Below are 22,594 nucleotides of genomic sequence, written 5' to 3' on the forward strand. Positions count from 1 at the left end.
ACAGCGGCCAGCACAGTGATCAGCTGCCCACAGGGGTGTCCTGACTGAAGGTGTTCCACCACCGGCCCTCCCGCTGCTGCCACAGTGAGCTGATGTACATGGCCTGCGACTGCTCGCTGCCGGGCACCGTGTACTCGGCGAGGTAGGAGAGCATCACGGCATCGGGCGCCACCTGCTGCACCCGTGCGTCGCTGAGCTGGTACTCAGCCATCGTCGGCCCGGAGGCCAGTGGAGCTGCATGCTGCTCGCGGTCCGAGAAGCCGCTCGGGTACACCCCGAGGAAGTCCTCCGAGAGCATCGCGCGGTCCGCCTCGGGATCACCGCTGACCAGCGCCTCCCACACCGCCGTCTCGAGGTCCACGAAGAACTGCACGTCCGGGATGTTCATGGCGTCAGCCTTGCACACGACACTGCCTGCAGCGCTCGCCGGCGTGCGATCCTCGGCGAGCCGCAGTGGACGCGACGTCATCGGGTCCATGGCGTCGTCGATCCACACGGCAGGGGCCGGACCGGTCATGGAACCGGCGTTTGCCTGCCGAAGCGGGCCAGGCAGTGGCACACCCGCTTGAGCGATTGCAGGTCATGGGCGCCGGAGCGTGCGGCCTGGCCGATCACAGCCGGGGTGAGCCCCTCGCCCAGAGCTCCCGCGAGTTCCACGTACTGGCGGCCGCGGTAGTCAGGATCGATCGCCCAGGGCGACACCACGAATCCGGGATGCCATTCGATCCGGCATCCCAGGGCCCGTGCCGCCTGCTCGACGACGGAACCGGCGAAACACGGATCCAGGACCAGCGCTTCGACGTCCCGACTGATCACCACTCCCCCGTGCACGTGCGCCTCGACGTAGCGGTCCAGAGGATCGAGCTCGCTCTCCTGTGACTCCTCGATCAGCGGGTCCACGGCCTCGGGGCCGACGATCCTCTTGGGCTCGAACGTCGAATCCGGGAAGCAGAAGGTGCAGCGTGAGGTCACCTCGGGTCGCAGTCGGAAGTGGGCGGAGCCGAAGCGGACGGAACCGCCGTACGGGTCCCCGGTCGGGTTGAGTGCCCCGTAGACGGGCCGGTCCTCAGCCGGGCCGTGGTCGTACCTGTCGGCGAAGAGCCGGCTCTCCCATCGCCATCGGTCGCCGTCCACGTGTGCGGTCAGACCGCCGTTGGATGTCCCGGTCACGAACTGGCTGCGGTATGCGCCGTCCCGCACGATCGACTCGAGCACGGTGCCGGCCCCGAACGGCCAGTCGGGGTGGAACTGGAGGGTCACCTGCACAGCGTCATGCTGGCACGGATTGTCAGTATGGGGCGCCTTGGTCGCATACAGACCGTGTCGGTCATCATCGCCATCGTGGCTCGGGAGGTGGCCGGTCGTTCCTTCCTTCATTGCTCGACGGATACGTCTCCGGTCTCGTCACTTTCATCGGCTGCATCTGGAATCTCGAGCACGGGCGGCTTCCTATCCGCGCGGCGGGCCCGGCTCAGAAGCGATCCCGCCGCGTCCCGTGCTCTGCCGGCGCCGCCCGCAACCGCTCCCCTGGCCCCACGCGCAGCGTTCTTGGCACCCGCCACCGAGCTGTCGAGCATTCCGCTGGCCGCACTGCTCGCCGCCGTGATGCGACCGACGGACGAACCATCCCCGGCAGCTCCCCCCGGCAGACTGAATATTCGCCTCGCTGGGGTCCGCTGATCGAGGGTTCGGGTGCCACGTCGCTGCCGTAGCGGTGGCGTCGTTCGGGACCACCAGTGGTGTCGTTGGGGCCGCTCTGTCTACGCTCCTTCCGCCGTGTGTATAGGGCACGCGGCGGAAGGAGCAATCTGGAATGGTACGGAAGATCAGGGCGAAGCTGGTGCTCCAGCTGCGCGCAGAAGGTCTGTCGGGGCGAGCGATTTCGTCCTCGCAGGGCATGTCCCGCAAGTCCGTGAGGGCGGTGTTCGAGGCCGCTGACGCTGCAGGGATCGGGTGGGGCGATATCGCGGACGTCGCCGATGAGCAGGTGTATGCCCGGTTGTTCCCGGGCCGGGGCGAGCACGAGAGCGTGTTCGCACAGCCGGACTGGGAACAGGTCCATCGAGAGATGGCCAGGGTCGGCGTGACGCTGAAGCTGTTGCACGGCGAGTACTTCGACGCGACCACGGCGGCTGGGGATCCGGCGATGGGGTATGACCGGTTTTGCCGCACCTACCAGCACCACGTCATGGTCACCGGTGCCGCTTCGAGAGTCGGTCACAAGGCCGGCCAGAGCGTGGAGGTCGACTGGTCCGGCCCCACGATGGAGCTGGCCGATCCGGTCACCGGCGAGGTCTCGAAGGTGTTCTTGTTCGTTGCCTGCCTGCCTTTTTCTCGTTACGCGTTCTGCTTCCCGGCGCTGGATATGCGCCAGGAGTCCTGGCTGCGAGCGCACGTAGCGATGTTCGAGGCGCTGGGCGGGACGGTCCCGAGGATCGTTCCGGACAACCTCAAGACCGGTGTGGTGAAGCACCCCCGCGAGGGCGAGATCGTCCTGAACGATGCGTATCGCGAGATGGCAGCGCATTACTCGGCGGCGGTGCTCCCGGGGAGGGTGCGGAAACCGAAAGACAAGGCGAGCGTGGAGAACACCGTCGCGCACGTCGCGACCTGGGTCATCGCCGGGCTGCGGGATCAGCGATTCACGTCCCTGCCCGAACTTGCAGCCGCCATCGGGCAGCGGATGGAGGCCTATAACGCGGAGCCGTTCCAGAAGCGGCCCGGATCCCGCGCCAGCGTGTTCGACGCGGAGGAGCGGCCGCTGCTGACGCCGCTGCCGGCGGTGCCCTACGAGATCTCGACATGGCACTACGGACGACGAGTGGGCAGGAACGGGCACGTCACGTTCGCGCGGAACTTCTACTCCGCGCCGTTCGCGCACATCGGCGCGAAGGTCGATCTGCGCATCACGGCCCGGACGCTGGAGATCTATCAGGGCAGCCAGCGACTGACCAGTCACCTGCTGCTCCCGGAGACCGCGAGCAATGAGTACCGCACCAACGACGCGGACCTACCTGCGGGCGAGCGTTTCCAGGCCTGGGACGCGCAGAGGGTGCGGGCGTGGGCAGATCGGGTCGGGCCGGCCACGGTGATCGTGATCCAGCGGATCTTCGAGTCCGTGCCGATCGTGGAACAGGGCCTGGATCCCGCGTTGGCGGTGCTACGGCTCTCTCGCCGCTTCTCCGTAGATCGGGTCGAGGCGGCCTGCGCACTCGCGCTGACGGGACGGGTCCGTTCACCGCGCTATGCGCATCTGCACCCGATCTTGGCCACCGGGCAGGACAAGGTCGCCGCCCTGCGTCCACCCCGCGAGGAACCCGCGGAAGACGGCGGATACGTCCGTGGCGCCGACTACTACGCCGGAGGTGTCCGGTGAGCGTGATCGATAACGACACGAAGCGGAAGCTGCGCGAGATGGGCGCGACCGCGCTGCTGGACGCGATCGATGCCCAGGATGAGGCTCACGTGCTGGGGATGTCGTTCCAGGAACGGCTCCAGCTGATCGTGGACGAGGCGCATTCCATCTTCAATCATGGAAAGGTCGAGGGTCTGATCCGCCGGGCGGGGCTGCGTTATCCCGGAGCGGACCTGCGGCGGCTGGATCTGGTCGAGGAACGGGGACTGAACCGGAACGTGATCGCGCAACTGGCAACCTGCTCCTTCATCCAGCGGCAACAGAACGTGGTCTTCCAGGGCTTCACCGGCTCAGGGAAGTCCTACCTCGGCTGCGCGCTGGCGAAGCAGGCCTGCCAGCACCGGCTCCGAGCCCACTACATCCGAATGCCCGACCTCGAAGAGGCCTGGGCCCTGGCAAAGGACAAGCCGCAGGGCCAGACGAAGTTCCTGCGGAAGTACTCCACGTTCTCGCTGCTGGTGATCGACGAGTGGCTGCTGGACCATCCTGACGAGGGAATGCGTTCGATGCTGCTGGAACTGCTCGAGCGCCGCTATGACACCGGCTCGACCGTGTTCTGCACCCAGTACCCGAAGAAGGACTGGCACGCCCGGCTCGGTGGAGCAGTCCACGCCGATGCGATCATGGACCGCATCGTGCACAACACAATCTGGATCGACACCGGCGACAGGAACATGCGAGAACACACCGCACTGCCCCAGTGACCCGATGCCGGCGGGAGCCAGTGGTCCCCACCGCGGCGGCTACTGGCCCCCGTCGGCACGATCGGCGGTCCCCAAGAGCAAGATTCGGTGGCTCCCACGACTACGAATACTCAGCAGACCGACGGACGCTGGCGGATCGGCTTGCGCCACCCGCGGCACCCCGATGATCAGCTGGTGGGCAGCCTCGAGGTGGAGGGCGGTTCCGTGGTGACCTCGGGCGTGTACCAGCGGAAACTACGGGAGGGCACGCGCACCTTCCACCATCTGCTGGACCCGAGAACCGGGCACCCGATCGACACCGACATCACCTCGCTCACCATCGCCTCGGGACGCTCGGTGGACGGGGAGATCTGGACCAGCCGCCTGTCCGGCAGGCCGGTGCCCGAGATCCTGCAGGCGATCGATGCCGAACCCGCGGTATCGGCACCTTGTTCAGTCGCTGGCCGGCGAGTAGGAGCCACTCACAGCTCGTCGCCGGCTCAGTTCAGCTCTCCCCCGGGCCCGTGACCTCACGGGGAAGGTGCGCGAGTTCGCGACGGATGTTAGGCGTGCGCACGAGTGCACGGATGCGCGTGAGCGAGGCCTGATCTGCGAGGAGCGGCCACAGTCGCCACAGCTGGTTGTCGCGGTGTCGCCGTACCCAGAACTCTCCATCCAGCTGCCCGATCCGCTCGGCCAGCGGGAGGACTCGCGGGTCTTCCGCCTCGGGATAGGAGGGCAGTTCTCTCAGCAGCTGATCGACCAGCAGCGAGCACTTCGCCGACTCGTCCACGTAGCCGGCGAACTCCCCCTCGAGAAGCTGCACGAGGTCGTCGTACGGAGCGATCTCCGCACTGGCCAGAGCCGCCACGATGTACATCTCCCCAGCCGCTCGTGGGTCTCCACCAGGCGGAGTGCAGCCAATGGTCCTTCTCGGCGGCCGACGGCCGCCACGAGGCTCAGGCGCAGTGCCACCAGCTCCTGTGTTGCTCTGCGCGGCTCGCAGCGGGGCCACTCGGCGAGGAAGCTGTGATGATCCCCCAGCTCCGCGAGGTGGTGGGCGACGTCGCGGTGGCCCCGCAGCGGTTCCTTCATCTGCCCCGCCACCGCATGGGCGTCCTCGAGGCGACCGTTCAGCACCATGGTGCGGATGCGCTGCCGGAGCAGCCCATCGGGTCGATGTTTGACAGCGTGCGCCTGATGACGACGGCATCCGCGGGCAGGTCGGCGAGATCGACGGCACGCAGGCGCACCATGATCTCTTGGGCCACCTCATCGCTGGGGTCGTGGTGGTACCGCACGAACAGCCGGCCGAACGTCGTCATGTCCCGATGATAGTGACCCCTGCACCGGGACTTCTCGGGGGAGCACCCGTGGCTCGCGTCGACCTGGAAGTGCGGTGGGCTCTCGGCTCAGCATGTCTCTGGGCGCAGCCAGGCACGCAGCACCCTGATCCACTCCGGGAACGCATCCAGGTGGGCATCGTGGGAGCCGCCTGCCAGGTCTACCCGATCCGTGGCCGGGCGCCTCCGGATGAGTTCATCCTTCTGGGCCTCAGAGAACATGCCGTCCATGGCGAACACCGCCAGTGTCGAGACCTCGAGTGCTTCCCACTCGGCCCAGCGCGGCTCATGGACCGCCCGGATCGTGCGTTCCATGACGTCGGCTTCGAACCGTGGTTGCAGCCCGTCCGGTCCCGCCTCGAGGTCCGCCACCCAGGCATCGACGATGGCGTCGTCGCCGAGGAACTCCCGGGCTGTGGCCTCATCTGCGAACGGGACCGGCCAGGAGGCGAAGTAGCGGCCCAGCATCGCTGCCTGGTCCGGGTCGTCGTTGCCGGCCACATGGCCTTCGAGCATCACCAGGCGGTCGACAAGGTCCGGCCTGGCCGTTGCAGTGAGGAAGGCTGTGTGCGCTCCCATCGATTGGCCGACCAGAACGCACCTCTCCCCCGGCACGACCTGTTCCATGACCGCGACGATGTCGGCGACGAACGCCTCCCGCGAGAGATCTTCCGGGCGGCGAGTGCTGCGGCCGTGGCCGCGCTGATCGACCAGCAGCACGCGGAACGAGTCGATGAGTGCGTCAGCGGTGGCGAGCATCTCCCGGGAGCTGCCCGCGAGGCCATGGAGCAGCAGCAGGGGCGGCCCGTCCCCGCTAAGGTCGGTGACGGAGATGGTGACGTCTCCGCGAGAGATCTGCAGACTCTCACCGGAATACGCAGAGGTCATGTCGAAGCGCTCCACGGATCGACCAGATCGACCCCGGTATGTGCGAAGTCCTTGATGTTGCGTGTCGCGCAGGTCGCGTCGTGCGCCAGGCAGATCGCGGCGATCTGCGCGTCCGCTGTACTGATCGGCGCACCTGAAGTCTCCCGCGCCATGAGTACATCGGCGTAGCGGTCGGCGGCCAGGTCGTCGAACGGCAGCACCGAACGGCTCCCGCGATAAAGCTCCAGTGTCGCGTCGATGCGCCTGGTCAACCCATCCTTACGACGTCCCTCGGGCAGTCGCCGCACCCCCGCCAGCAACTCCGCGAGCGTGACGGACGTGATCGCGACATCGCCCGTCAGCGACGCGAGCCACTCGATCACAAGCGCCTCCGGCGACGGTCGGAAGATCTCCGAGATGACGTTCGTATCCAGGACGATCACTCGAACTCCACCGCCCGAGCGACATCGTTGCGCACCGGGATCGGCAGGTCATCGACGCCACCGGCGTCCTGCGCAGCAGACAGCAGCGCCATTCCGAAGTGTGGTCGCCGGGCGGCTTTCGTCAGGATCTCGCGGACCTCGGCCTCCATGGAACGGCCGTGATCCTTCGCCTGCGCGGCGAGTTGCTGCTTCACCGCTTCGTCGAGCCCTCGAACAATGATGGATGACATCAGCGATCACCTCCCACGATATCAGCAACGATAGCACTCACCAGGCAATGCCGACGGACACCATCTTCAGAGGAACGCGCAATCGCGATGCAGGAGTCGGCGCCAGTGGCCGATGCCGACTACAGGCTCCCGACTACACGTTGAACCTAAACTCCACCAAGTTCGGGCACGAACCAACCTCTAGCGTTGTAGAGCTATCAGGCTCCCCTGCTGATGACGTAGTCCCGCGTGATTCCAGCCGTTGCGCGGCCCCAACCGCTCGCCTTCACGCGCTTCTGATGCGCGTCGAACGCCGACTGATCAGCGAACCTCTCCGCAACGGACCAGACAAGCGGGTCCTCCGTCTGGACGACCTCGAAGTGAAGACATCCAGCCTCTCCGCGAGTGAGCTCCACGTGTCGCGGCAGGTAACGAATGACAGTCTCCACCTCTTCGTCATCCTCACAGATCAGGCGACCCTTCAGCTCGATCGCGCTCATGCGGTCTTCAGCGGCGTGATCGCGGCGACCTTGTCGCACAGAGCCCGCCGTTCCAGCCGCAGCTCGTAGTTCGACTGCAGGTTCATCCACAACTCCTCGGACGTCCCGAAGTATCGCGCCAGACGGATCGCCGTATCAGCGGTGATCCCCCGCTTGCCGTGCACGATCTCGTTGATCCGACGCGGCGGCACCCCGATCGACACGGCGAGCTTGTTCTGCGTGATCCCGAAGCCCTCGATGAAGTCCTCCATCAGGATCTCCCCCGGATGGATCGGTCCGATCAAGTCGGCCTCAGTGGTAGTCGACGAGTTCGACATCTTCCGCGCCTCCCTCTCTCCAGACGAAACAGATGCGCCATTGCGCGTTCACGCGGATACTGTGCTGCCCCCGACGGTCGCCGACCAGTCGCTCCAACCGGTTCCCCGGCGGGATCCGCAGATCCTCGACATCCTTCGCCGCATGGATCAGTTCGAGCTTCCGCAGAGTCGCTCGCTGCACAGTCCGATCAACGCGCTTGACGTACTGCTCGTGCCAGATGCGCTCGGTGTCCTTACTGCCGAACGATCTGATCACGAGAGGAGCATATAACGGACACCGTCATTGACGCTAGCCTCGAGATTTCACGGGGGTGTGGTCTCGACCGGCGGAATGAATGGCGAAAGGTGCTCCTGGCCTGGGATGATACGAGGTGTTGAGACCCGTACCCATCCGCTGGAAGGAGCACCTTTCAGGTGTCCCACCCTACCTTGTTCTTCTACCCCCGTCCGCGGGTGGACATCGCCGAGGTTCCGGCCCTCGCGCATGCGGGCGCTGTGCTGCTGACCGACACGATTCACGCCACTGGCCTCGCTGCTTCGCTGCGTGAGGCGCTGGATTCGTGGACGAAACCGCTGGCAGAGCATCACGGCTCGAAGGTCCTGCTGGATCTCGCACTCACTCTCGCGATCGGCGGCGAGCACGCTTCGGATGCTGATCTGCTGCGGTGCGAACCGGACCTGTTCGGTGACGTCGCCTCGGCCCCCACGATCTCCCGCATGCTCACCACGCTGGCTGAGGACGCGCCCGCCGTGATCGAGGCGATCTCGAATGCCCGTCGCGCCGCGCGGGAACGGGCCTGGGCCTTGGCCGGGGAGCACTCCCCCGCCGCGGGGGCCAGTGCGAAGAGCCCGCTGGTCATCGACCTCGACGCCACCCTGATCAACGTCCACAGCGAGAAGGAGCAGGCCGCACCGACGTTCAAACGCGGCTTCGGCTATCACCCGCTGTGCGCGTTCCTCGACCACGGCAGCGAAGGGACTGGGGAACCACTGGCGATCCATCTCCGCCCCGGCAACGCCGGCTCGAACACCGCGGCTGATCACATCACCGTCACCAAGGCCGCGCTCGCGCAGCTCCCACCAGCCCTGCTGGCCCGGAGCAGGCGGGGGTCGAAGAAGATTCTGATCCGCACCGACGGAGCCGGCGGCACCAAGGAATTTCTCCAGTGGATGACCAGGCGGCGGCTGGCCTACTCCGTCGGGTTCACTCTCCCCGCGCACACTCCTGACCTGCTGGAACATATCGATGAGGCGCAGGCGTGGACTCCGGCCTATGACACCGATACCGACGGGATCCGCGAGGGGGCGTGGGTGGCGGAGCTGACCGGACTGCTGGACCTGTCCGGGTGGCCTGCCGGGATGCGGGTGATCGTGCGGAAGGAACGCCCCCACCCCGGAGCGCAACTACGGATCACCGATCACGAAGGAATGCGCATCACCGCGTTCGCCACCAACACCCCGCGCGGCCAGCTACCCGTCCTCGAGCTGCGTCACCGCCGCCGCGCACGATGCGAAGACCGGATCCGCAACGCCAAGGACCTGGGCTTGATGAAGTTCCCGCTGCAGGGCTTCGCGCAGAACCAGATCTGGTGCCAGATCATCCAGCTCGCCTCCGAGCTCGTCGCCTGGATGCAGACCATAGCTCTGACCGGCCATGACGCGAGGAAGTGGGAACCCAAACGGCTCCGCGCACGCTTGTTCGAGATCCCCGCGACTCTCGTGCGCCGCTGCCGGCACAAGGTCCTCCATCTCGCCGAACACGCCCCCGAAGCCCGAACCGTCCTAACCGGCATGAACCGGCTCCGCACCGCCGTCGCACAGACCTGACCAGGCGGCTCCACCCGCCCCACCGACCAGCAGAATCCTCCTCTCGGGAGTGGAACCCGACCGCCCGCAACGGACACTGCGACGATCTGTCACACCCACATGCCAGAATCAGCAGCTGAACACCGGCAACGACGCCGAACGCCCCCGCCCACCAGCCCGATGAAACATCGAGGCTAGACGTTAAACCGGAATTCCACCGCGTTCCGTAGCCGAACAACCTCTAGGGTTCAACTTCCGACACAGCCTCGTCAGGCCCAGAGCGGACTGCTGGTCTGCCAGTCGTCAGGGATGCCCATGTGCGCGACGGGCACGGCCTGAACTGCTGGATAGCTCTTCAGAACGGCCCGGAGCAGGCTGCTGCGGCCGAGCCCCAGCCGGTCCGATAGGAACTGCACGAGCGTCAACTGCCCGAACGTGCGACTCCAGTCCGCAGCGCTGGCGTCGAGATCAGCGTGACGGCCGACAGGTGGGAGCTTCGGTGTGAGCGTGTGCACCCGGTTGAAGAGACGGCCGTGATGAGCGCACGTGTTACGCACAACGTTGAGCGACTTTAGCCAGCTCGCCAGCTGGGAAGGGCTGGGCCCGCAAGCATCGGCGACGTCCTCGCGAACCCCGACTGGCGCGAAGTTGTAGAGATGCGTGAGGCTCCCCCAGTCGATGATCTCGACGGCAGCCCAGACCGGAAGACGCCCGCCGTACTTCATGTCGTGGTGCTTCACGAAGTCTTCACGTGACCAGTTGAGTTCGCGCTGGTACTTCTCCAGCCACCTCGGGTAGCGATCACCTTGGCGAGCTATCGGGCCGAGCAGTTCCGCGTCGAGGTGCGCGCAGGGATCGATGCGCCCGAGTTCATGGCCGAGCAGCGCGCGGATGGCCAACTCGACGGGAGTCAGCGTTGTGAACGTCGCGGCTCGAAGCCTGGCGTCGAACTCGTAGAGCGCGACCACGTCACTGAAGCGCGTGCCGTCGTAGAAGTCGTCCTCGCGCCCACCCTCAAACTGCTTGCGGAACGGATACCAGTAACCGCTCAGCCGGTAGTAGTTCACTCGCCGGAGCGTTGCCTCGGCCGACTCGCGGTCGCCCATGTCCATGCCACGGGCGGCGAGGATCTCGACCTGCCGGGCGTAGGACTCGTGCGCCTTGACGCCACTGTCCACGAACACCGCCTGAAAGAATGAGGACCGGCCCTGGACCTACCGAGGTAGGCGGAACCGGTCTTAGTAGTAGCCAGTGTACGCGAGCGGCCGACAGCCGACAACTCGCCTTCATGACCGTGGGAGGTCCTCGTCGAGCGGACGGACCCGTGGATTGGACGTACGAGGCGGCTCCCAGCCCTGCCGCTCGTGAACGCTGAGGGTCATGCTCGTGGCGTGCTCGGTGAGCTCGCTGAGCGCCGGGGCCGGCTCAGGGGAGGAGGTCGCGGATCCTGTCCTGGGTGGGCTCGTCCACGGCGAAGATCCACGGCTTGTCCGGGTCCGCCGGGTCACGGTGCGCGCGGCCGACCAGCCCGGAGAGTCCGCCGACGAACTTGAAGACGTTGCGCGTGCCCTCGTGCTCGATCCCCAGCCGATCCGAGATCTCCAGGCCAGCCTGTTCCCCTTCGCGCATCATCTCGGCTGAGCCGTTCTCCTCCGAGCCGGCTATCGCGGAGTCCTCGGCGTGGTCGAAGAGACTTCCCTCGTTCAGGGGCCGATCTGTCCCGGGGAACATCCAGTCGTCCGGGGCGTACGGGAACACGAACTCCGAGATGGTGTTCGCCGTGCCCAGCCAGGCCGTTCCTGGATTCGCTTCGATGAGGGCTCGGCAGAGCGCGAAGGTAATCTCCTGGGACTCTCCGTTGACGGCATGGTGGGCCGCGTCGAGAAGATCGGGGATCGCCGGGATCGCTTTCTTCCCGAACGTTCGCCAGAACTCGGGAGTCTTGATCTTCTTCAGGAACTTATCCAGGGCCTTCTGCGCCTCATCCATGGTCTTGTCCTTGGCCTTCTCCTCGAGCCACTTCTCGACGACCTTCTCCGCCCGCTCCTGGACGGTGCTCGGCGTCCCGGGGACGAGCCAGGGGGCGATGTCGGACAGGTCGAATCCGTCGGGGGACCAGGCGCCCCCGGACCCGCCGACCCAGGCGACGGCAGTCACCGCGCCCACCGAGGCCAGCAGCTCCTCGGCGAGCTCCATGAGCCGCTGCGCGCGGTCGCCGAAGGTGTCCGAGAGGTCGCGCAGCGCGTCGGTGTCCGCTCCGAGGAATGTCGTCTCGCGTCAGGAATCTAGCGACCGGCTCCCCGAGCCGCGATGGGGAGGACTCCCCAGCCCCCTCGCTCGCTCGAGCTTCGGCACCAGCACCTGCACCTGCACCTGCACCTGCACCTTATCGGCGCTTCCCGGTAGGGTGCCGGACGAGCCCCCGTCCCGATCCGAGAGGACCCCCGATGATCCTGATCAACGTCAAGTTCCCCGTGAAGCCCGAGTTCGCCGACCGCTGGCCGGAGATCTCCCGGCCCTTCACCGAGGCCACCCGCGCCGAGCCCGGCAACAAGTGGTTCGAGTGGTCCCGCAGCGTCGAGGACCCGACCACCTACGTGCTGATCGAGGCGTTCACCGACGAGGGCGCGGAGCCCCATGTGAACTCCGAGCACTTCCGCACCATGCAGCAGGAGTTCCCGCAGTATCTCGCCGCAACTCCGCAGATCGTCTCCCAGCAGGTCGACGTCGAGGACTGGGGCCCCATGGGTGAGGTCACCGTCGACTGACCGCCCCGGCGCCGACGGGCCGGACCGGCTGCCGGTCCGGCCCGTCGGCGTCTCGGCTCTCAGCCGCGCAGGTCCGCGGCGACGGCCCGCAGCGACTCCGCGGAGCGCTGCAGCGCCGCGCGCTCCTCGGCGTCGAACGGCGTCCCCGCGATCGGGCGCGCGCCGTGCCGACCCAGCACGCACGGCACCGAGAGCGCGACCCCGTCGATCCCGTGCTCGCCGCGGAGCACCGGCGCGACCGGCAGGATCGCGTGCTCGTCGCGCAGTACGGCTTCGACGATGCGGGCGCTCGACAGGCCGATCGCGTAGTTGGTGGCGCCCTTGCCACGGATCACCGTGTAGGCGGCATCGCGCACGTCCACCGCGATCCTCCCGAGCTCCGCCCGGTCGAAGCCCGTGCCGTCCTCGCCGCGCCACTCGAGGATCGGGACGGTGCCGATGGTCGCCGTGGACCACACCGGGAACTCGCTGTCGCCGTGCTCGCCGACGATCTGCGCGTGCACGCTCGAGGTCGACACCCCGGCGCGCCGAGCGATCTCCCACCTCAGCCGGGAGGAGTCCAGCGCCGTCCCGGAGGCGAAGACGCGCCCGGCGGGCAGGCCGCTGCTCTCGTCGGCCAGCAGCGTCAGCACGTCGCACGGATTGGTGACGATGACGTACACCGCGTCGGGCGCGACGTCGATCAGCTGCGGCATCAGGGTCCCCATGATCCGCGCATTGGTGGCGGCGAGCTCGAGGCGGGTCTGGCCCGGCCTCTGCTTCGCGCCGGCCGTGATCACGACGATGTCGCTGTCCGCGGCGACCGCGATGTCGCTGCCGCCGGTGATCTGGCTGCTGCCCGCGAAGAAGGAGCCGTGGGCGAGGTCGAGCACCTCGGCCTCGGTCTTCTCGGGGGCGATGTCGTACAGGGCGATGTCCCGGGCGCTCTCCCGGATGAGGGCCGCGTAGGCGACGCTCGATCCGACGGCTCCGGCTCCGACAACGGTCAGCTTCGAGGTTCCGCTCATGCAACGAGGGTAGACGCGCGGATCCGTCCTCCGACAGGGCCGTCCAGCTCCCGCTGGCAACCCATGGCAATCGGACTGTGCGTCAGCACTCAACCCCGAACGTAACCCAGATCCCTTCGGTGGGACAAGAACAACACTGCTGATCAGAACCCCGTTACCGACGAGTGGACATTCCACGATCGCCGGGGCGGCTCTGCAACCTCCGGCAACAACGGCACCGGGCCGCGGCGCAGACTCTCCTCGCCCCGACACACCGGTCTGCCGGAGAGCACCGCGATCAGAGCCGCCCGCACCCCGCGCATGCCGCTCTCGCGACTCAAGGATGAGCCCGAAGTCGCTACGACGATGAGCACCACCGCAGTGACACCCACAGAGACGAAGGGCGTCAGGCCGTTCAGCTGGCGCGACAAGATCGGCTACATGTTCGGCGACTGGGGCAACGACTTCACGTTCATCCTCCAGTCCACGTTCTTCATGATCTTCTACACGAACGTCATGGGCATCAGCGCCGCTCACGTGGGCACCCTGCTCTTCGTCGCGCGCATCCTCGACGCGTTCACCGACGTCGGCGCCCGCCGCCTGATCGACACCCTGAAGCCCCGACGCGCCGGCCGCTTCAAGCCCTGGCTGCTGCGGATCTGCCTCCCGGTGACCGTCATGGCGTTCCTGATGTTGGCGCCCTTCGTGGAGGACGACGCCTACGGCACCCGCCTGGCCTGGATGATCGCCACCTACATCCTGTGGGGCTCGGTCTTCTACACCCTGATCAACATCCCCTACGGCTCCATGGCCTCGGTGATCTCCAACGACCCCGACCACCGCGCCTCGCTGTCCGTCTTCCGCCTCCTCGGCGGCACCCTCGCGAACCTCGCGATCTCCGTGGTCCTGCCGCTCGTCGTGTTCGTGCAGATCAACGGCCAGTCGGAGATGTCCGGGAGCCGGATGATGTGGGCGGCCCTCGGCTGCGGCGTCCTCGCCGTCGTCTGCTACCTGCTGTGCTTCGTCAACGTCGAGGAGCGCATCGCGACCCCGCCGAAGGCGAAGGAGAAGCGCCAGGGCCTCGGCGAGGCGCTCGGCTCGATGGTCACCAACCGCGGCCTCACCGGCCTGATCGCCACCGCGCTCTTCATGCTGATCGCGTTCATGATGCTCGGCGGCATGATGCTCGGCGGCATGATGCCGTACATGCTGAACGAGTACTTCAACAACGGTCAGCTCCTGAGCCTCGTGAACTTCGTGGGCCTCGCCCCGACCCTGCTGATAGCCCCCTTCGCCTCGGCCCTCGCCAAGCGGTTCGGCTAGAAGGAGGTCGGCGGAAGCAGGGCGTGGTCGAGGAGTACTCGGCGCGGGTCGAGCCCCACTCCCCCGGGCTGCGCGAGCGGCTCTGGTACGGCGCCGGCTCCCTCGAGTCCGCGGTGTGGGCCGGGGAGCACGGGCTGCACCTGCTCTCCTCGAGCGTGATCTTTCCCGGGCCCGACGACGAGCCGGACTTCGCCGCGGTCCAGGCCGCGCAGATCCGTGCCTTCCGCGCCGCGGGCGGGACCCGCGCCTCCCAGGGCCTCGTCGTGATCCCGACCGACTCGGCGAGCGCGGCGCAGGAGGAGCGCTATCGCGCCTACGTCGCCGAGCGCCTCCCCCGTACCCGTGCCCCGCAGGGACCGCGCGGGATGCTGTTCGCCCCGGATCTGGTGGGCACGAGCGCGGAGATCGTCGAGCAGCTGTGGGGCCATGCGGGCTTCCGCGAGGTCGACGAGGTCGCCTTCGCGCTCCCCTTCAGCTTCGCGCCCGAGGACTACGTGCAGATCCTCACCGACATCGCCACCCGGCTCGGACCGGCGCTCGGCTGGACGCCCGCACGGGACTGAGCCGTCCCGGGGTCCGGGGCGCCGCGGTCAGGACGGCTCGGCTCCCGCCCCGCCCAGCTCCTCGGCGAGCATGACCAGGATCCCGCTGGGGCCGCGCAGGTAGGTCAGGCGGTACACGTCGCCGTAGGTGGCCACGCCCCGCAGCGGGTGGCAGCCGTGCCGAGCCGCGATCGCGAGCGCCGCGTCGGGGTCGCGCACGGCGATGCCGACGTTCTCCCGATGGATTCCCATGCCGCGAAGGGTAGCCCTCGGAGCGGACGAGGAGGAGGATGCCCGCATGAGCACCCCGCGTCTTGACGTGCAGACCTGCCTCTGGTTCGACGGCCGCATCGACGAGGCCGCCGACTTCTACGTCTCCCTGATCCCTGACTCGAGGATCCTCGCCCGCACCGCCTATGCGGCCGGCGGCGGACCGCCCGACGGACCGGACATGACCGGACAGGCCCTCACGGTCGACCTGCTCCTCGGCGGCGTCCCCTACACGCTGCTGAACGGCGGCCCCGCCTTCCCGCTCTCCGAGGCGGTCTCGATCGTCCTCACAGTGCAGACCCAGGAAGAGGTGGACCACCTGTGGGAGGCGCTGATCGCCGACGGCGGCGCCGAGTCCCAGTGCGGCTGGTGCCGCGACCGCTTCGGACTGTCGTGGCAGGTCGTGCCCGAGCGGCTCAACGAGCTGCTGCGGGGACCCCACGCCCAGGCGGTCATGCGCGAGATGATGACGCAGGTCAAGCTGGACATCGCTCGGCTCGAGGCCGCCGCGGAGTCCTGAGAGGCACGCGCTGGGCGGGGCTCTGAGGTCGACACTGTCGACGCACGAGCCAGAATGAGTCCCGAAATGGTTCGTCAGTCGACACTGTCGACCCCGGCGCGAAGGGAGGTGATCTGATGACGGACCTCCGCGTCGCTCCTGGGCCGGGCGCTCCCCAGGGGGTCGTGATCCCGGAGGCGGAGCTCGTCGAGCGCTTCACCCATGCCTCGGGACCCGGCGGCCAAGGAGTGAACACCGCTGATTCCCGCGTGCAGCTCAGCTGGGACCTCGCCGCGAGCACCGCGCTCACCCCGGAGCAGCGGGCGCGGGCCGTCGGCGTTCTCGGCGAGATCCTGCGGATCGAGGCGTCCGAGCACCGCTCGCAGCACCGCAACCGGGCGGCCGCCCGGGAGCGCCTCGCCGCACGTCTGCGCGAGGCGCTCGCCCCGCCGGTCCCGCGTCGGCCGACGAAGCGCACGCGCGGCTCGCAGCGCCGCCGGCTCGAGGCGAAGACGCAGCGCGGGGCGACGAAGCAGCTGCGTCGTCGGCCGGATATGTAGAGCACGGGTCCCAGAGGGGTCCCTTCCTGGCGGAATACGCTCTGCCCATGCAAGCACAGCCCGTGTCCTTCACCGAGGTGACCACCTCGGGCCTCGAGTCCTCCCCCGTCGCCGACGCCCTCGCCGGTCTGCGCGCCAACGAGGCGCGGTACTTCTCGACCAAGTACCGGCACGTCTTCGCCACCGTCCCCGCCGCGGAGGCTCCCGCGACCCGCGCCTGGGTCGAGGAGATCCTGCGCTCGGAGCGGGAGATCGTGCCCACCAGCCCCGCGCTCGAGGTGAGCGTCAACGACGTCGAGGGGATCCTCTGGGTGCACGTCTTCTACGCGTCCGGGCTCGCCGTGAACGTGCTGTGGACGCGCGCGGAGGGCGGCAAGCGGGCGGTCGGGTTCAAGCTCTCCGAGGGCATGGAGGTCCCTCCCGAGCTGGCGGCCTTCAGGTTCGCGCGCCAGCGATCGAAGCTCGCCGGGGAGATCCGCGGCTCGTTCTTCGTGATCAAGGGAGAGCATCCGCTGCCCGAGGAGGCATGAGTCGGGGATGGCGCTGCGGTGACCGGCCGCCATCCCGACCTCCCAAAGCACCTGTGCCAGCAGTCGGGGGTGATGCTCCCGAGGCCGTCGCCCCCCCCTGTTGCTGAAGCTGGTCCCGCTCGGCCTGCCCGTGATGATCATCTGAGCGGTCACGGTCGAGCACTACCCCGACGGGCTCGGGGGCTGTCTCGGCTTCCTCGGGACGGGCACCTGCGGCGCACCCCGGCCCGGTCCGACGACGCGACGGCCGACCTCGCCCTCAGCTCTCCCCGTCGGCGGGCACGAGCCGCGGCACCAGGCGGACCAGCATCACCAGGACGATCAGCTCGACGAGGGTCTGCGTGACCACGGCGAGCGGGGCGAGGGCGTATGCCGCAGGCAGGGCGAGTGCGAGCGGGAGGACCACGAGCGAGTTCCGGGTGACGCCGCTGAGCACGAGAGCGCGCCGGCCGGGGACGTCGAGGCGGGCGAGCCGGCCCGCGAGGAGGCCGAAAGCCCCCATCGCCGCGGCGAAGAGGACGTACACCGGCACCGTGCGCAGCAGGTCGCCGAGGCGGTCGCCGACGCCGGCGATCTGGGAGGCGACGACCACGGCGAGCGTCGCCACCATGAGCGGCACCATCGCATCCTGCATGCCGCCGCCCACCCGACGGGCGAGCGGGCTCCGGCCCGAGGCCCGCCGGGTGAGCGCCGCCGCGAGGAGCGGCAGCACGATCAGGAACGCGAAGGCCTCGAGGAAGGGCGCGAGGTCGATCGCGCGAGCGAGCTCCTCCCCCGCGAGCATCCACAGGAAGGCCGGCAGGAGCAGCATCTGGCCGAGCATCAGCAGCGGCGAGGCGGCGACGAGCCGTTCCGCATCTCCGCCCGCGATCCCGGTGAAGACGATGACGTAGTCGATGCACGGGGTCAGCAGCACCAGCAGCACGCCGATCAGCAGCGCCCGGTCGTCGGCGACCAGGAGCGAGAGCTGCCAGACGACCAGCGGCACGAGCACGAAGTTCGTCAGCAGCAGGGTCCCGAGGAAGCGGCGGTCGCGCAGCGCCCCGCCGATCCGCTCGATCGGCAGGCCCAGGAAGGTGGCGTAGAGCAGGAGCGCCAGCACCCCGGTGACGGCGCGCTCCGCCCCGGGCGCGATCGCAGGGACGGCGAGGCCGACGACGGCGCCGAGCGCCAGTCCCCCGAGGTAGAGCGGGATCTGGTGGCGCTCCATCCGCTCGACGATCGCGCGCATGCCGCTCCTCCTCAGGGCCGGCGGAGGTCGCTCGCCTCCTCCAGCGCCTCGAATCCTGCCGCACGATAAGTCGCGACCGCCGCCGCGTTCGCCGAGGGTGTGGCGACGATCGCGCCGTCCTCGTCGCGCACCTCGTCGAAACGGGCGCCCCAGCGCGATCCGGTAGCGAGGATCGCGGAGATCGCGGTGCCGCGCAGAAATGGCTCGGAATTAGGCCACGGGACGCCGAAGGGTGGGACGCGCCGGTTCTGCGCGATGTCGTCGCACGCGATCCGCAGGGCGACCACCCCCGCTCCCTGCTGGCCGTCCGGCACCTCGACCGCAAGCTCGACCGCCTCCCCCGAGTCGGTGGAAAGCTTCGACGCCCCCGCGGTGAGCAGGGTGATCGGGCCGCCCTCTGACCGTTTCTCGACCACCATCACCATCCCGCCGATCCTCTCCTCGTGGGCAAGGGGCTCGGCGCCGAGGGCGTCGAAGACGTGGTTCGGGAAGGCGGGATGCGCGCTCATCTCCCCAGCCTCGCAGTGCACCGCCGCGACGTGACGGAGTCCGACGCATCGACCGGCTCGGCCAGGCGCTCCGGAGGGGAGTCGAACGCGAGGAGGACACGAGGAAGATCAGCCTCCCCGGACGCCCGCTCCACGAATGCGGGCGACGAGGTCGTCCAGCCAGGCACCCACGCTCTGCCGCGCCTCCGGGGTGTCCGGGTACCGGCAACGTAGGTGGATGCCGGAGGTGTCGGTGACGAACCACAGCATCACTCCGTCAGTGCGGATGCCGGCGCTGATGTAGTGGGCGTCCAGGCCCCGGGTGTCGATCGTCACCGGCAGGCGACGCATGTCCAGCCACGACACGGCCAGCATCCCCGCCGCCTCGGGCATGCCGCCCCACGGAGTCATGAGCTCGGAGAGCGGATGGGAGCCGAGCCGCAGCGACTCCTTGATCGCGGCGGCACAGGCCGACGGGTCGGGGTCGCCGGATTCCAGCACCGAGTTCGTGATGAACCAGCCGACGCTGTCGTGCCAGCGCTGCTCGTAGCGGCTGTGCACCGGGAACACGGCTCTCAGCGCCGTGCCCGCGAGCTCCTGGGTGGTGCTCGTCATCGCGGAGATCGTCAGAGCGAGGGTCGAGACCCCCTCCTGCCGCGCCCGCTCGGAGTAGGCCGCCAGCGCGTCGCCGTCGAGCACGTCCCGGACGACCACCCTCTCGGGATGGACCGACGGATCTCCCAGCGGCAGCGGGAAGCGGGGCATCGCACCGCCGCCCGCGTCGATGACCTCGCGCCAGCGTCGATGCACCTCCTCCGGCGCCGCGGGACGGTCCCGGAGAGCCTCCGTGTGCTCGACGAAGGAGGGCACGGGCGCCGGTGCGGGGGACTCGCCGCGCTGGATCCTCTCGAGGGCGGCCAGGAGGTCCCGGACGATGACCAGCATCGACCACATGTCCAGGTGGGAGTGGTCGGCGGCGACCACGAGCGTGGGCCCGTCGGACGTCTCGATCATGCACAGCCGGTGCGAGGGTCGCGAGAGCGGTCGGCAGTGCGCGTCCAGGACGTCCTGCAGCGCGGAGCTCAACGACTGCCCGGGCGCGACCTCGTGCTCGACCCAGGTCCCGGGGCCGTACGTGACCTCGTGCAGCGACGCGGGCGCATCGCCCCGATCGACGAAGACGGTGCGCAAGGTGCCGTGGGCCCGGACCACCACCGTCCACGCGGCGGCGAGCTCGTCACGATCGAGAGGGCCGGGCAGCCGGAAGGCGAGAGCCATCCAGGACCCGGGCCGGTCCCCGAGCTGAACGTGCCGTGCCTGGTCGAAGGAGATCGGCAACGACCGTCCGGGCGCTGACGCCTCGAGATCGATCCCGAGCAGTGGCCCGAACGGCAGCCGCAGGTGGGAGACGTGCGTGAGTCGCATGGCGCTACTATAGGCGTGACCAGCGCAGATGCAGAGGCGGCGATCACATGCACAGGATCGAGGTCCCCGGAGCGCAGATCGCCTGGGCGTTCAGCGACGAGTCCGGCCCGCCCGTGGTCCAGCTCCACGGGCTCACCTCGAGCCGCTCACGCGATCGACTGCTGGATCTCGATCTCGGGCGCGGGCTCTCCGACACGCGCCTGCTGCGCTACGACGCGCGCGGGCACGGGCACTCCACCGGCCGTCCGGTCCCGGAGGACTATCTGTGGCCCACCCTCGCCGAGGACCTGCTGCACCTGCTCGAGGTGTGGTTCCCCGGCGAACAGGTGCACGGCGTGGGCCCCTCGATGGGCGCGGGCACGCTGCTGCACGCTGCAGTGCTGGAGCCCGACCGCTTCAGCGGGTTCACCCTGCTGCTCCCACCGACAGCCTGGGCGACGAGAGCGGCGCGGGCCGAGGAGTACCGCAGGGCTGCGACGCTTCTCGAGGCGCACGGCATCGAGCGCATGCTCGCGGCCGACGCCGCGGCCCCGGGCCCGCCGGCGGCAGCAGGCCGCCCCAACACGGTGCCTCACGTCGCGGCGGACCTCCTACCCGCCGTCTATCGCGGTGCGGCGCTCAGCGACCTCCCGACGCCGGAGCAGATCGCGCGCCTCACGCAGCCGACCACGGTGCTCGCCTGGATCGACGACCCGGGTCACCCGATCTCGACCGCCGAGGCGCTGGTCTCGCTCATGCCGAACGCCGCGCTGCAGGTCGCCTCGACACCCGACGAGGTGCGACGGTGGCCGGCCGTGCTCGCCGCCGACATCGCACGGTCGCCCCTCTCCGCCACGGCGACGCTCAGTCGTCCTCGAGGGTGAACTCCCCGGCGCCGTCGGTGAACAGGGCGGTCTACCGGGGCGGATCGCGTCCGCTAACGATCGGCCGTGGACCCGGCCTGCCGACCCGGTGTGGAGGGAGGCCGCGTCCTCGGTGATCAGTCGGCGGCCAGCAGCTCGGCGAGCGTGATGGACGTGATCGCGATGTCGTCCGTCAATGCCATCATCCGCTCGACGACGCGCGGCTCGGGCGTCGATCGGAAGAGTTCCGAGATGACGTTCGTGTCCAGCACGATCATCCGAAGTCCACCCACCCTGCGACGTCATCGCGCTCCGGAAGCGTCAGGTCGTCGATGTCGCCGACGTCCCGAGCAGCGTTCAGCAGTGCACTCCGATGTGCGGCCGCCTCGCAGCTCGCGTGAGGATCTCACGCACCAGCGCTTCCATGGACCGACCATGCTCCTTCGCCCAGAAGGGGCCGACGATCGGGAGCAAGCACATCGGCTCAGACGGCATGCACCGGGGCGAGTCCGGCACGCTCCGGCTCGACGGAATCGTCAGTGCACCCTCAGCTGACGCTGCGATCAGCCTCCATCGACCATAGGCAGCGCGGCGCACTCCGGGGGCGGGTCCGTGCGCAGCCGGCCGTAGGTGTCCACGTCAATCCGCTGCCCGTCGACGAGGAATTTCCCGCGCTCGGTGCCCTCCTTGACGAACCCCGCTCTTCTCGCGACGGCGCCCGAGGCCGGGTTGTTCACACGATGCCCGAGCTCGAGCCGTTCGAGGCCGCGCTCGGTGAGCGCCCAGTGCGCGACGGTTGCGGCGGCGCGGCCGGTGAGCCCGCGTCCGCGCGCGTGGTGCGTCATCCAGTACCAGAACCAGCCGCTGAGGTTCTCCTCGTCGACGGTGACCGCGACGAGCCCGATCAGCTCGTCCCCCTCGGCGATCGCCCAGGGCTCGTGAGACGAGTCGTCTGCAAACAGGTGCGCGAGGTAGCGCTCGGCATCCTCCGACGTGGCCACATCACCCTGGCGGGCCATGTCGTCGGCCGAGGCGAACGCGGCGTGCACCGCCGGGGCGTCGGAGGCGCGAAGCCGGCGCAGCATTGGCGAGGGGGAACGGCGCTCACCTCGTCGAGCGAATCCCGGGTCGAGATGACGTAGTCCCGTGCGATCCCTGCGGTGGCCTCGAGCCAGCGGCTCGTGCGAACCCTCGCCTGGTGCGCATCGAACGCCGCACGGTCCACGAACTGCTCGACGACGGTCCAGACCAGCGGGTCCTCGGTCGGCTCGACCTCAAAGCGGAAGCATCCGGGCTCGGCGCGGGTGAGGGCGATGTGCTCGGGCAGGTGCTGCCGGACCGTGGAGGCCTCGGTGAGGTCAGCGCAGAGGAGCCGCCCGGTGAGCTCGACGACGTCCGCGCTGTTCTGGTCCCTCGTACCGTCCGTCGGCCTGTCATCCATCGGTTGCCCCTCCCCGGCGCGCTCCGCGCCCAGCCGTCGAGACCCTACTCGCCCAGGGCTCAGCACGATGCCGTGGATCGCGGGCGCTGACGGGCAGGTGGTGGAG

30 protein-coding genes and 3 pseudogenes are annotated in these 22,594 nt (G+C 68.7%); 12 read left to right on the top strand and 21 right to left on the bottom strand.

The window, feature by feature from the left end:
* Window positions 1-19: 19 nt before the first annotated feature.
* Both JOD52_RS11610 and JOD52_RS11615 read right to left on the bottom strand, forming a co-directional pair.
* Window positions 20-517, bottom strand: a complete 498-nt coding sequence (locus JOD52_RS11610; protein ID WP_017824638.1) for a nuclear transport factor 2 family protein — start codon at window positions 515-517, stop codon at window positions 20-22.
* Window positions 514-1,377 carry a DUF3626 domain-containing protein gene (locus JOD52_RS11615; RefSeq protein ID WP_239551881.1) on the bottom strand — a complete coding sequence of 288 codons (864 nt, stop codon included), beginning with the start codon at window positions 1,375-1,377 and terminating at the stop codon, window positions 514-516. Before JOD52_RS11615 ends, JOD52_RS11610 begins: the two co-directional genes overlap by 4 nt.
* 436 nt (window positions 1,378-1,813) lie before the next feature.
* On the opposite strand from JOD52_RS11615, the gene istA reads away from it, so the two are divergent.
* The 4 genes from istA to JOD52_RS11635 are packed head-to-tail and all read left to right on the top strand — an operon-like array spanning window position 1,814 to window position 4,626.
* Entirely contained in the window at window positions 1,814-3,376 is a 1,563-nt protein-coding gene (gene istA, locus JOD52_RS11620) for an IS21 family transposase (RefSeq protein WP_204408388.1), read from the top strand.
* Entirely contained in the window at window positions 3,373-4,119 is a 747-nt protein-coding gene (locus JOD52_RS11625; RefSeq protein ID WP_338124028.1) for an ATP-binding protein, read from the top strand. Before istA ends, JOD52_RS11625 begins: the two co-directional genes overlap by 4 nt.
* A gap of 4 nt (window positions 4,120-4,123) precedes the next feature.
* Window positions 4,124-4,330, top strand: coding sequence for a hypothetical protein (locus tag JOD52_RS11630; RefSeq protein ID WP_204410110.1), 207 nt, complete (start codon window positions 4,124-4,126; stop codon window positions 4,328-4,330).
* The gene (locus JOD52_RS11635; RefSeq protein WP_017824636.1) at window positions 4,294-4,626 is read left to right on the top strand and encodes an FAD:protein FMN transferase; all 333 of its coding nucleotides are present in this window, start codon (window positions 4,294-4,296) and stop codon (window positions 4,624-4,626) included. Before JOD52_RS11630 ends, JOD52_RS11635 begins: the two co-directional genes overlap by 37 nt.
* On the opposite strand, the gene JOD52_RS11640 is transcribed toward JOD52_RS11635, so the two are convergent.
* From JOD52_RS11640 to JOD52_RS11675, 8 genes are all read right to left on the bottom strand, one after another.
* Entirely contained in the window at window positions 4,604-4,969 is a 366-nt protein-coding gene (locus JOD52_RS11640) for a hypothetical protein (protein WP_204410112.1), read from the bottom strand. The genes JOD52_RS11635 and JOD52_RS11640 overlap by 23 nt on opposite strands.
* A gap of 262 nt (window positions 4,970-5,231) precedes the next feature.
* The gene (locus JOD52_RS11645; RefSeq protein ID WP_204410114.1) at window positions 5,232-5,423 is read right to left on the bottom strand and encodes a hypothetical protein; all 192 of its coding nucleotides are present in this window, start codon (window positions 5,421-5,423) and stop codon (window positions 5,232-5,234) included.
* 87 nt (window positions 5,424-5,510) lie between these two features.
* Complete coding sequence (locus JOD52_RS11650; RefSeq protein WP_204410115.1) at window positions 5,511-6,344, bottom strand: alpha/beta fold hydrolase; 834 nt, start codon at window positions 6,342-6,344, stop codon at window positions 5,511-5,513.
* Window positions 6,326-6,751 (bottom strand): type II toxin-antitoxin system VapC family toxin, encoded by a 426-nt coding sequence (locus tag JOD52_RS11655; RefSeq protein ID WP_017824632.1) that lies wholly within the window; start codon window positions 6,749-6,751, stop codon window positions 6,326-6,328. The genes JOD52_RS11650 and JOD52_RS11655 overlap by 19 nt, the downstream gene beginning before the upstream one ends.
* Window positions 6,748-6,981 carry a FitA-like ribbon-helix-helix domain-containing protein gene (locus tag JOD52_RS11660; RefSeq protein WP_204410117.1) on the bottom strand — a complete coding sequence of 78 codons (234 nt, stop codon included), beginning with the start codon at window positions 6,979-6,981 and terminating at the stop codon, window positions 6,748-6,750. The genes JOD52_RS11655 and JOD52_RS11660 overlap by 4 nt, the downstream gene beginning before the upstream one ends.
* 197 nt (window positions 6,982-7,178) lie before the next feature.
* On the bottom strand, window positions 7,179-7,460 hold the full coding sequence (locus JOD52_RS11665; RefSeq protein ID WP_017824630.1) for a putative quinol monooxygenase: 282 nt from the start codon (window positions 7,458-7,460) through the stop codon (window positions 7,179-7,181).
* The gene (locus JOD52_RS11670) at window positions 7,457-7,777 is read right to left on the bottom strand and encodes a HigA family addiction module antitoxin (RefSeq protein ID WP_204410119.1); all 321 of its coding nucleotides are present in this window, start codon (window positions 7,775-7,777) and stop codon (window positions 7,457-7,459) included. The genes JOD52_RS11665 and JOD52_RS11670 overlap by 4 nt, the downstream gene beginning before the upstream one ends.
* Window positions 7,752-8,033 carry a type II toxin-antitoxin system RelE/ParE family toxin gene (locus JOD52_RS11675; protein WP_204410121.1) on the bottom strand — a complete coding sequence of 94 codons (282 nt, stop codon included), beginning with the start codon at window positions 8,031-8,033 and terminating at the stop codon, window positions 7,752-7,754. The genes JOD52_RS11670 and JOD52_RS11675 overlap by 26 nt, the downstream gene beginning before the upstream one ends.
* A gap of 158 nt (window positions 8,034-8,191) precedes the next feature.
* Between JOD52_RS11675 and JOD52_RS11680 the strand changes: the two genes are divergently transcribed.
* The gene (locus tag JOD52_RS11680; protein ID WP_420887414.1) at window positions 8,192-9,604 is read left to right on the top strand and encodes an IS1380 family transposase; all 1,413 of its coding nucleotides are present in this window, start codon (window positions 8,192-8,194) and stop codon (window positions 9,602-9,604) included.
* A gap of 248 nt (window positions 9,605-9,852) precedes the next feature.
* Here the strand turns inward: JOD52_RS11680 and JOD52_RS11685 are convergent, their stop codons facing one another.
* Window positions 9,853-10,767, bottom strand: coding sequence for an Abi family protein (locus JOD52_RS11685; protein ID WP_204410122.1), 915 nt, complete (start codon window positions 10,765-10,767; stop codon window positions 9,853-9,855).
* A gap of 241 nt (window positions 10,768-11,008) precedes the next feature.
* Window positions 11,009-11,779, bottom strand: a complete 771-nt coding sequence (locus JOD52_RS11690) for a hypothetical protein (RefSeq protein WP_204410124.1) — start codon at window positions 11,777-11,779, stop codon at window positions 11,009-11,011.
* A 251-nt stretch (window positions 11,780-12,030) separates the two neighbouring features.
* On the opposite strand from JOD52_RS11690, the gene JOD52_RS11695 reads away from it, so the two are divergent.
* Window positions 12,031-12,351, top strand: a complete 321-nt coding sequence (locus JOD52_RS11695) for a putative quinol monooxygenase (protein ID WP_204410126.1) — start codon at window positions 12,031-12,033, stop codon at window positions 12,349-12,351.
* 59 nt (window positions 12,352-12,410) lie between these two features.
* On the opposite strand, the gene JOD52_RS11700 is transcribed toward JOD52_RS11695, so the two are convergent.
* Window positions 12,411-13,358 (bottom strand): L-lactate dehydrogenase, encoded by a 948-nt coding sequence (locus JOD52_RS11700; RefSeq protein ID WP_204410127.1) that lies wholly within the window; start codon window positions 13,356-13,358, stop codon window positions 12,411-12,413.
* A 345-nt stretch (window positions 13,359-13,703) separates the two neighbouring features.
* Here JOD52_RS11700 and JOD52_RS11705 point away from each other — a divergent pair, with 345 nt between their 5' ends.
* Together JOD52_RS11705 and JOD52_RS11710 are read left to right on the top strand one after the other, a co-directional pair.
* Complete coding sequence (locus JOD52_RS11705; RefSeq protein WP_239551882.1) at window positions 13,704-14,660, top strand: MFS transporter; 957 nt, start codon at window positions 13,704-13,706, stop codon at window positions 14,658-14,660.
* 14 nt (window positions 14,661-14,674) lie between these two features.
* Window positions 14,675-15,223, top strand: a pseudogene (locus tag JOD52_RS11710) (LLM class flavin-dependent oxidoreductase); the annotation flags it as partial.
* A gap of 27 nt (window positions 15,224-15,250) precedes the next feature.
* Here JOD52_RS11710 and JOD52_RS11715 read toward each other — a convergent pair.
* Window positions 15,251-15,454, bottom strand: a pseudogene (locus tag JOD52_RS11715) (VOC family protein); the annotation flags it as partial.
* Between the two features lie 46 nt (window positions 15,455-15,500).
* Between JOD52_RS11715 and JOD52_RS11720 the strand changes: the two are divergent.
* From JOD52_RS11720 to JOD52_RS11730, 3 genes are all read left to right on the top strand, one after another.
* Complete coding sequence (locus tag JOD52_RS11720) at window positions 15,501-15,992, top strand: VOC family protein (RefSeq protein WP_204410129.1); 492 nt, start codon at window positions 15,501-15,503, stop codon at window positions 15,990-15,992.
* Window positions 15,993-16,108: 116 nt separating this feature from the next.
* On the top strand, window positions 16,109-16,531 hold the full coding sequence (gene arfB, locus JOD52_RS11725; protein ID WP_204410131.1) for an alternative ribosome rescue aminoacyl-tRNA hydrolase ArfB: 423 nt from the start codon (window positions 16,109-16,111) through the stop codon (window positions 16,529-16,531).
* A gap of 47 nt (window positions 16,532-16,578) precedes the next feature.
* Complete coding sequence (locus JOD52_RS11730) at window positions 16,579-17,061, top strand: phage tail protein (protein ID WP_204410132.1); 483 nt, start codon at window positions 16,579-16,581, stop codon at window positions 17,059-17,061.
* Window positions 17,062-17,320: 259 nt separating this feature from the next.
* Here the strand turns inward: JOD52_RS11730 and JOD52_RS11735 are convergent, their stop codons facing one another.
* The 3 genes from JOD52_RS11735 to JOD52_RS11745 form a co-directional block, all read right to left on the bottom strand.
* The gene (locus JOD52_RS11735) at window positions 17,321-18,292 is read right to left on the bottom strand and encodes an arsenic resistance protein (RefSeq protein WP_204410134.1); all 972 of its coding nucleotides are present in this window, start codon (window positions 18,290-18,292) and stop codon (window positions 17,321-17,323) included.
* A gap of 11 nt (window positions 18,293-18,303) precedes the next feature.
* On the bottom strand, window positions 18,304-18,801 hold the full coding sequence (locus JOD52_RS11740; protein WP_204410136.1) for a hypothetical protein: 498 nt from the start codon (window positions 18,799-18,801) through the stop codon (window positions 18,304-18,306).
* Between the two features lie 108 nt (window positions 18,802-18,909).
* Window positions 18,910-20,205, bottom strand: coding sequence for a condensation domain-containing protein (locus JOD52_RS11745; protein WP_204410138.1), 1,296 nt, complete (start codon window positions 20,203-20,205; stop codon window positions 18,910-18,912).
* Between the two features lie 47 nt (window positions 20,206-20,252).
* Here JOD52_RS11745 and JOD52_RS11750 point away from each other — a divergent pair, with 47 nt between their 5' ends.
* Window positions 20,253-21,068, top strand: coding sequence for an alpha/beta fold hydrolase (locus JOD52_RS11750; protein WP_204410139.1), 816 nt, complete (start codon window positions 20,253-20,255; stop codon window positions 21,066-21,068).
* Window positions 21,069-21,184: 116 nt separating this feature from the next.
* Here JOD52_RS11750 and JOD52_RS11755 read toward each other — a convergent pair whose 3' ends face one another.
* The 4 genes and pseudogenes from JOD52_RS11755 to JOD52_RS17120 all read right to left on the bottom strand — a co-directional run.
* Window positions 21,185-21,325, bottom strand: coding sequence for a PIN domain-containing protein (locus tag JOD52_RS11755; RefSeq protein WP_204410141.1), 141 nt, complete (start codon window positions 21,323-21,325; stop codon window positions 21,185-21,187).
* A gap of 79 nt (window positions 21,326-21,404) precedes the next feature.
* On the bottom strand, window positions 21,405-21,542 hold the full coding sequence (locus JOD52_RS17885) for a FitA-like ribbon-helix-helix domain-containing protein (protein WP_420886616.1): 138 nt from the start codon (window positions 21,540-21,542) through the stop codon (window positions 21,405-21,407).
* 68 nt (window positions 21,543-21,610) lie between these two features.
* Window positions 21,611-22,132 carry a GNAT family N-acetyltransferase gene (locus JOD52_RS11760; protein ID WP_239551883.1) on the bottom strand — a complete coding sequence of 174 codons (522 nt, stop codon included), beginning with the start codon at window positions 22,130-22,132 and terminating at the stop codon, window positions 21,611-21,613.
* Window positions 22,133-22,296: 164 nt separating this feature from the next.
* Window positions 22,297-22,488 (bottom strand): annotated as a pseudogene (locus JOD52_RS17120) (hypothetical protein); the annotation flags it as partial.
* Window positions 22,489-22,594 lie beyond the last annotated feature (106 nt).

The organism is Brachybacterium muris (assembly GCF_016907455.1).
Classification (GTDB): domain Bacteria; phylum Actinomycetota; class Actinomycetes; order Actinomycetales; family Dermabacteraceae; genus Brachybacterium; species Brachybacterium muris.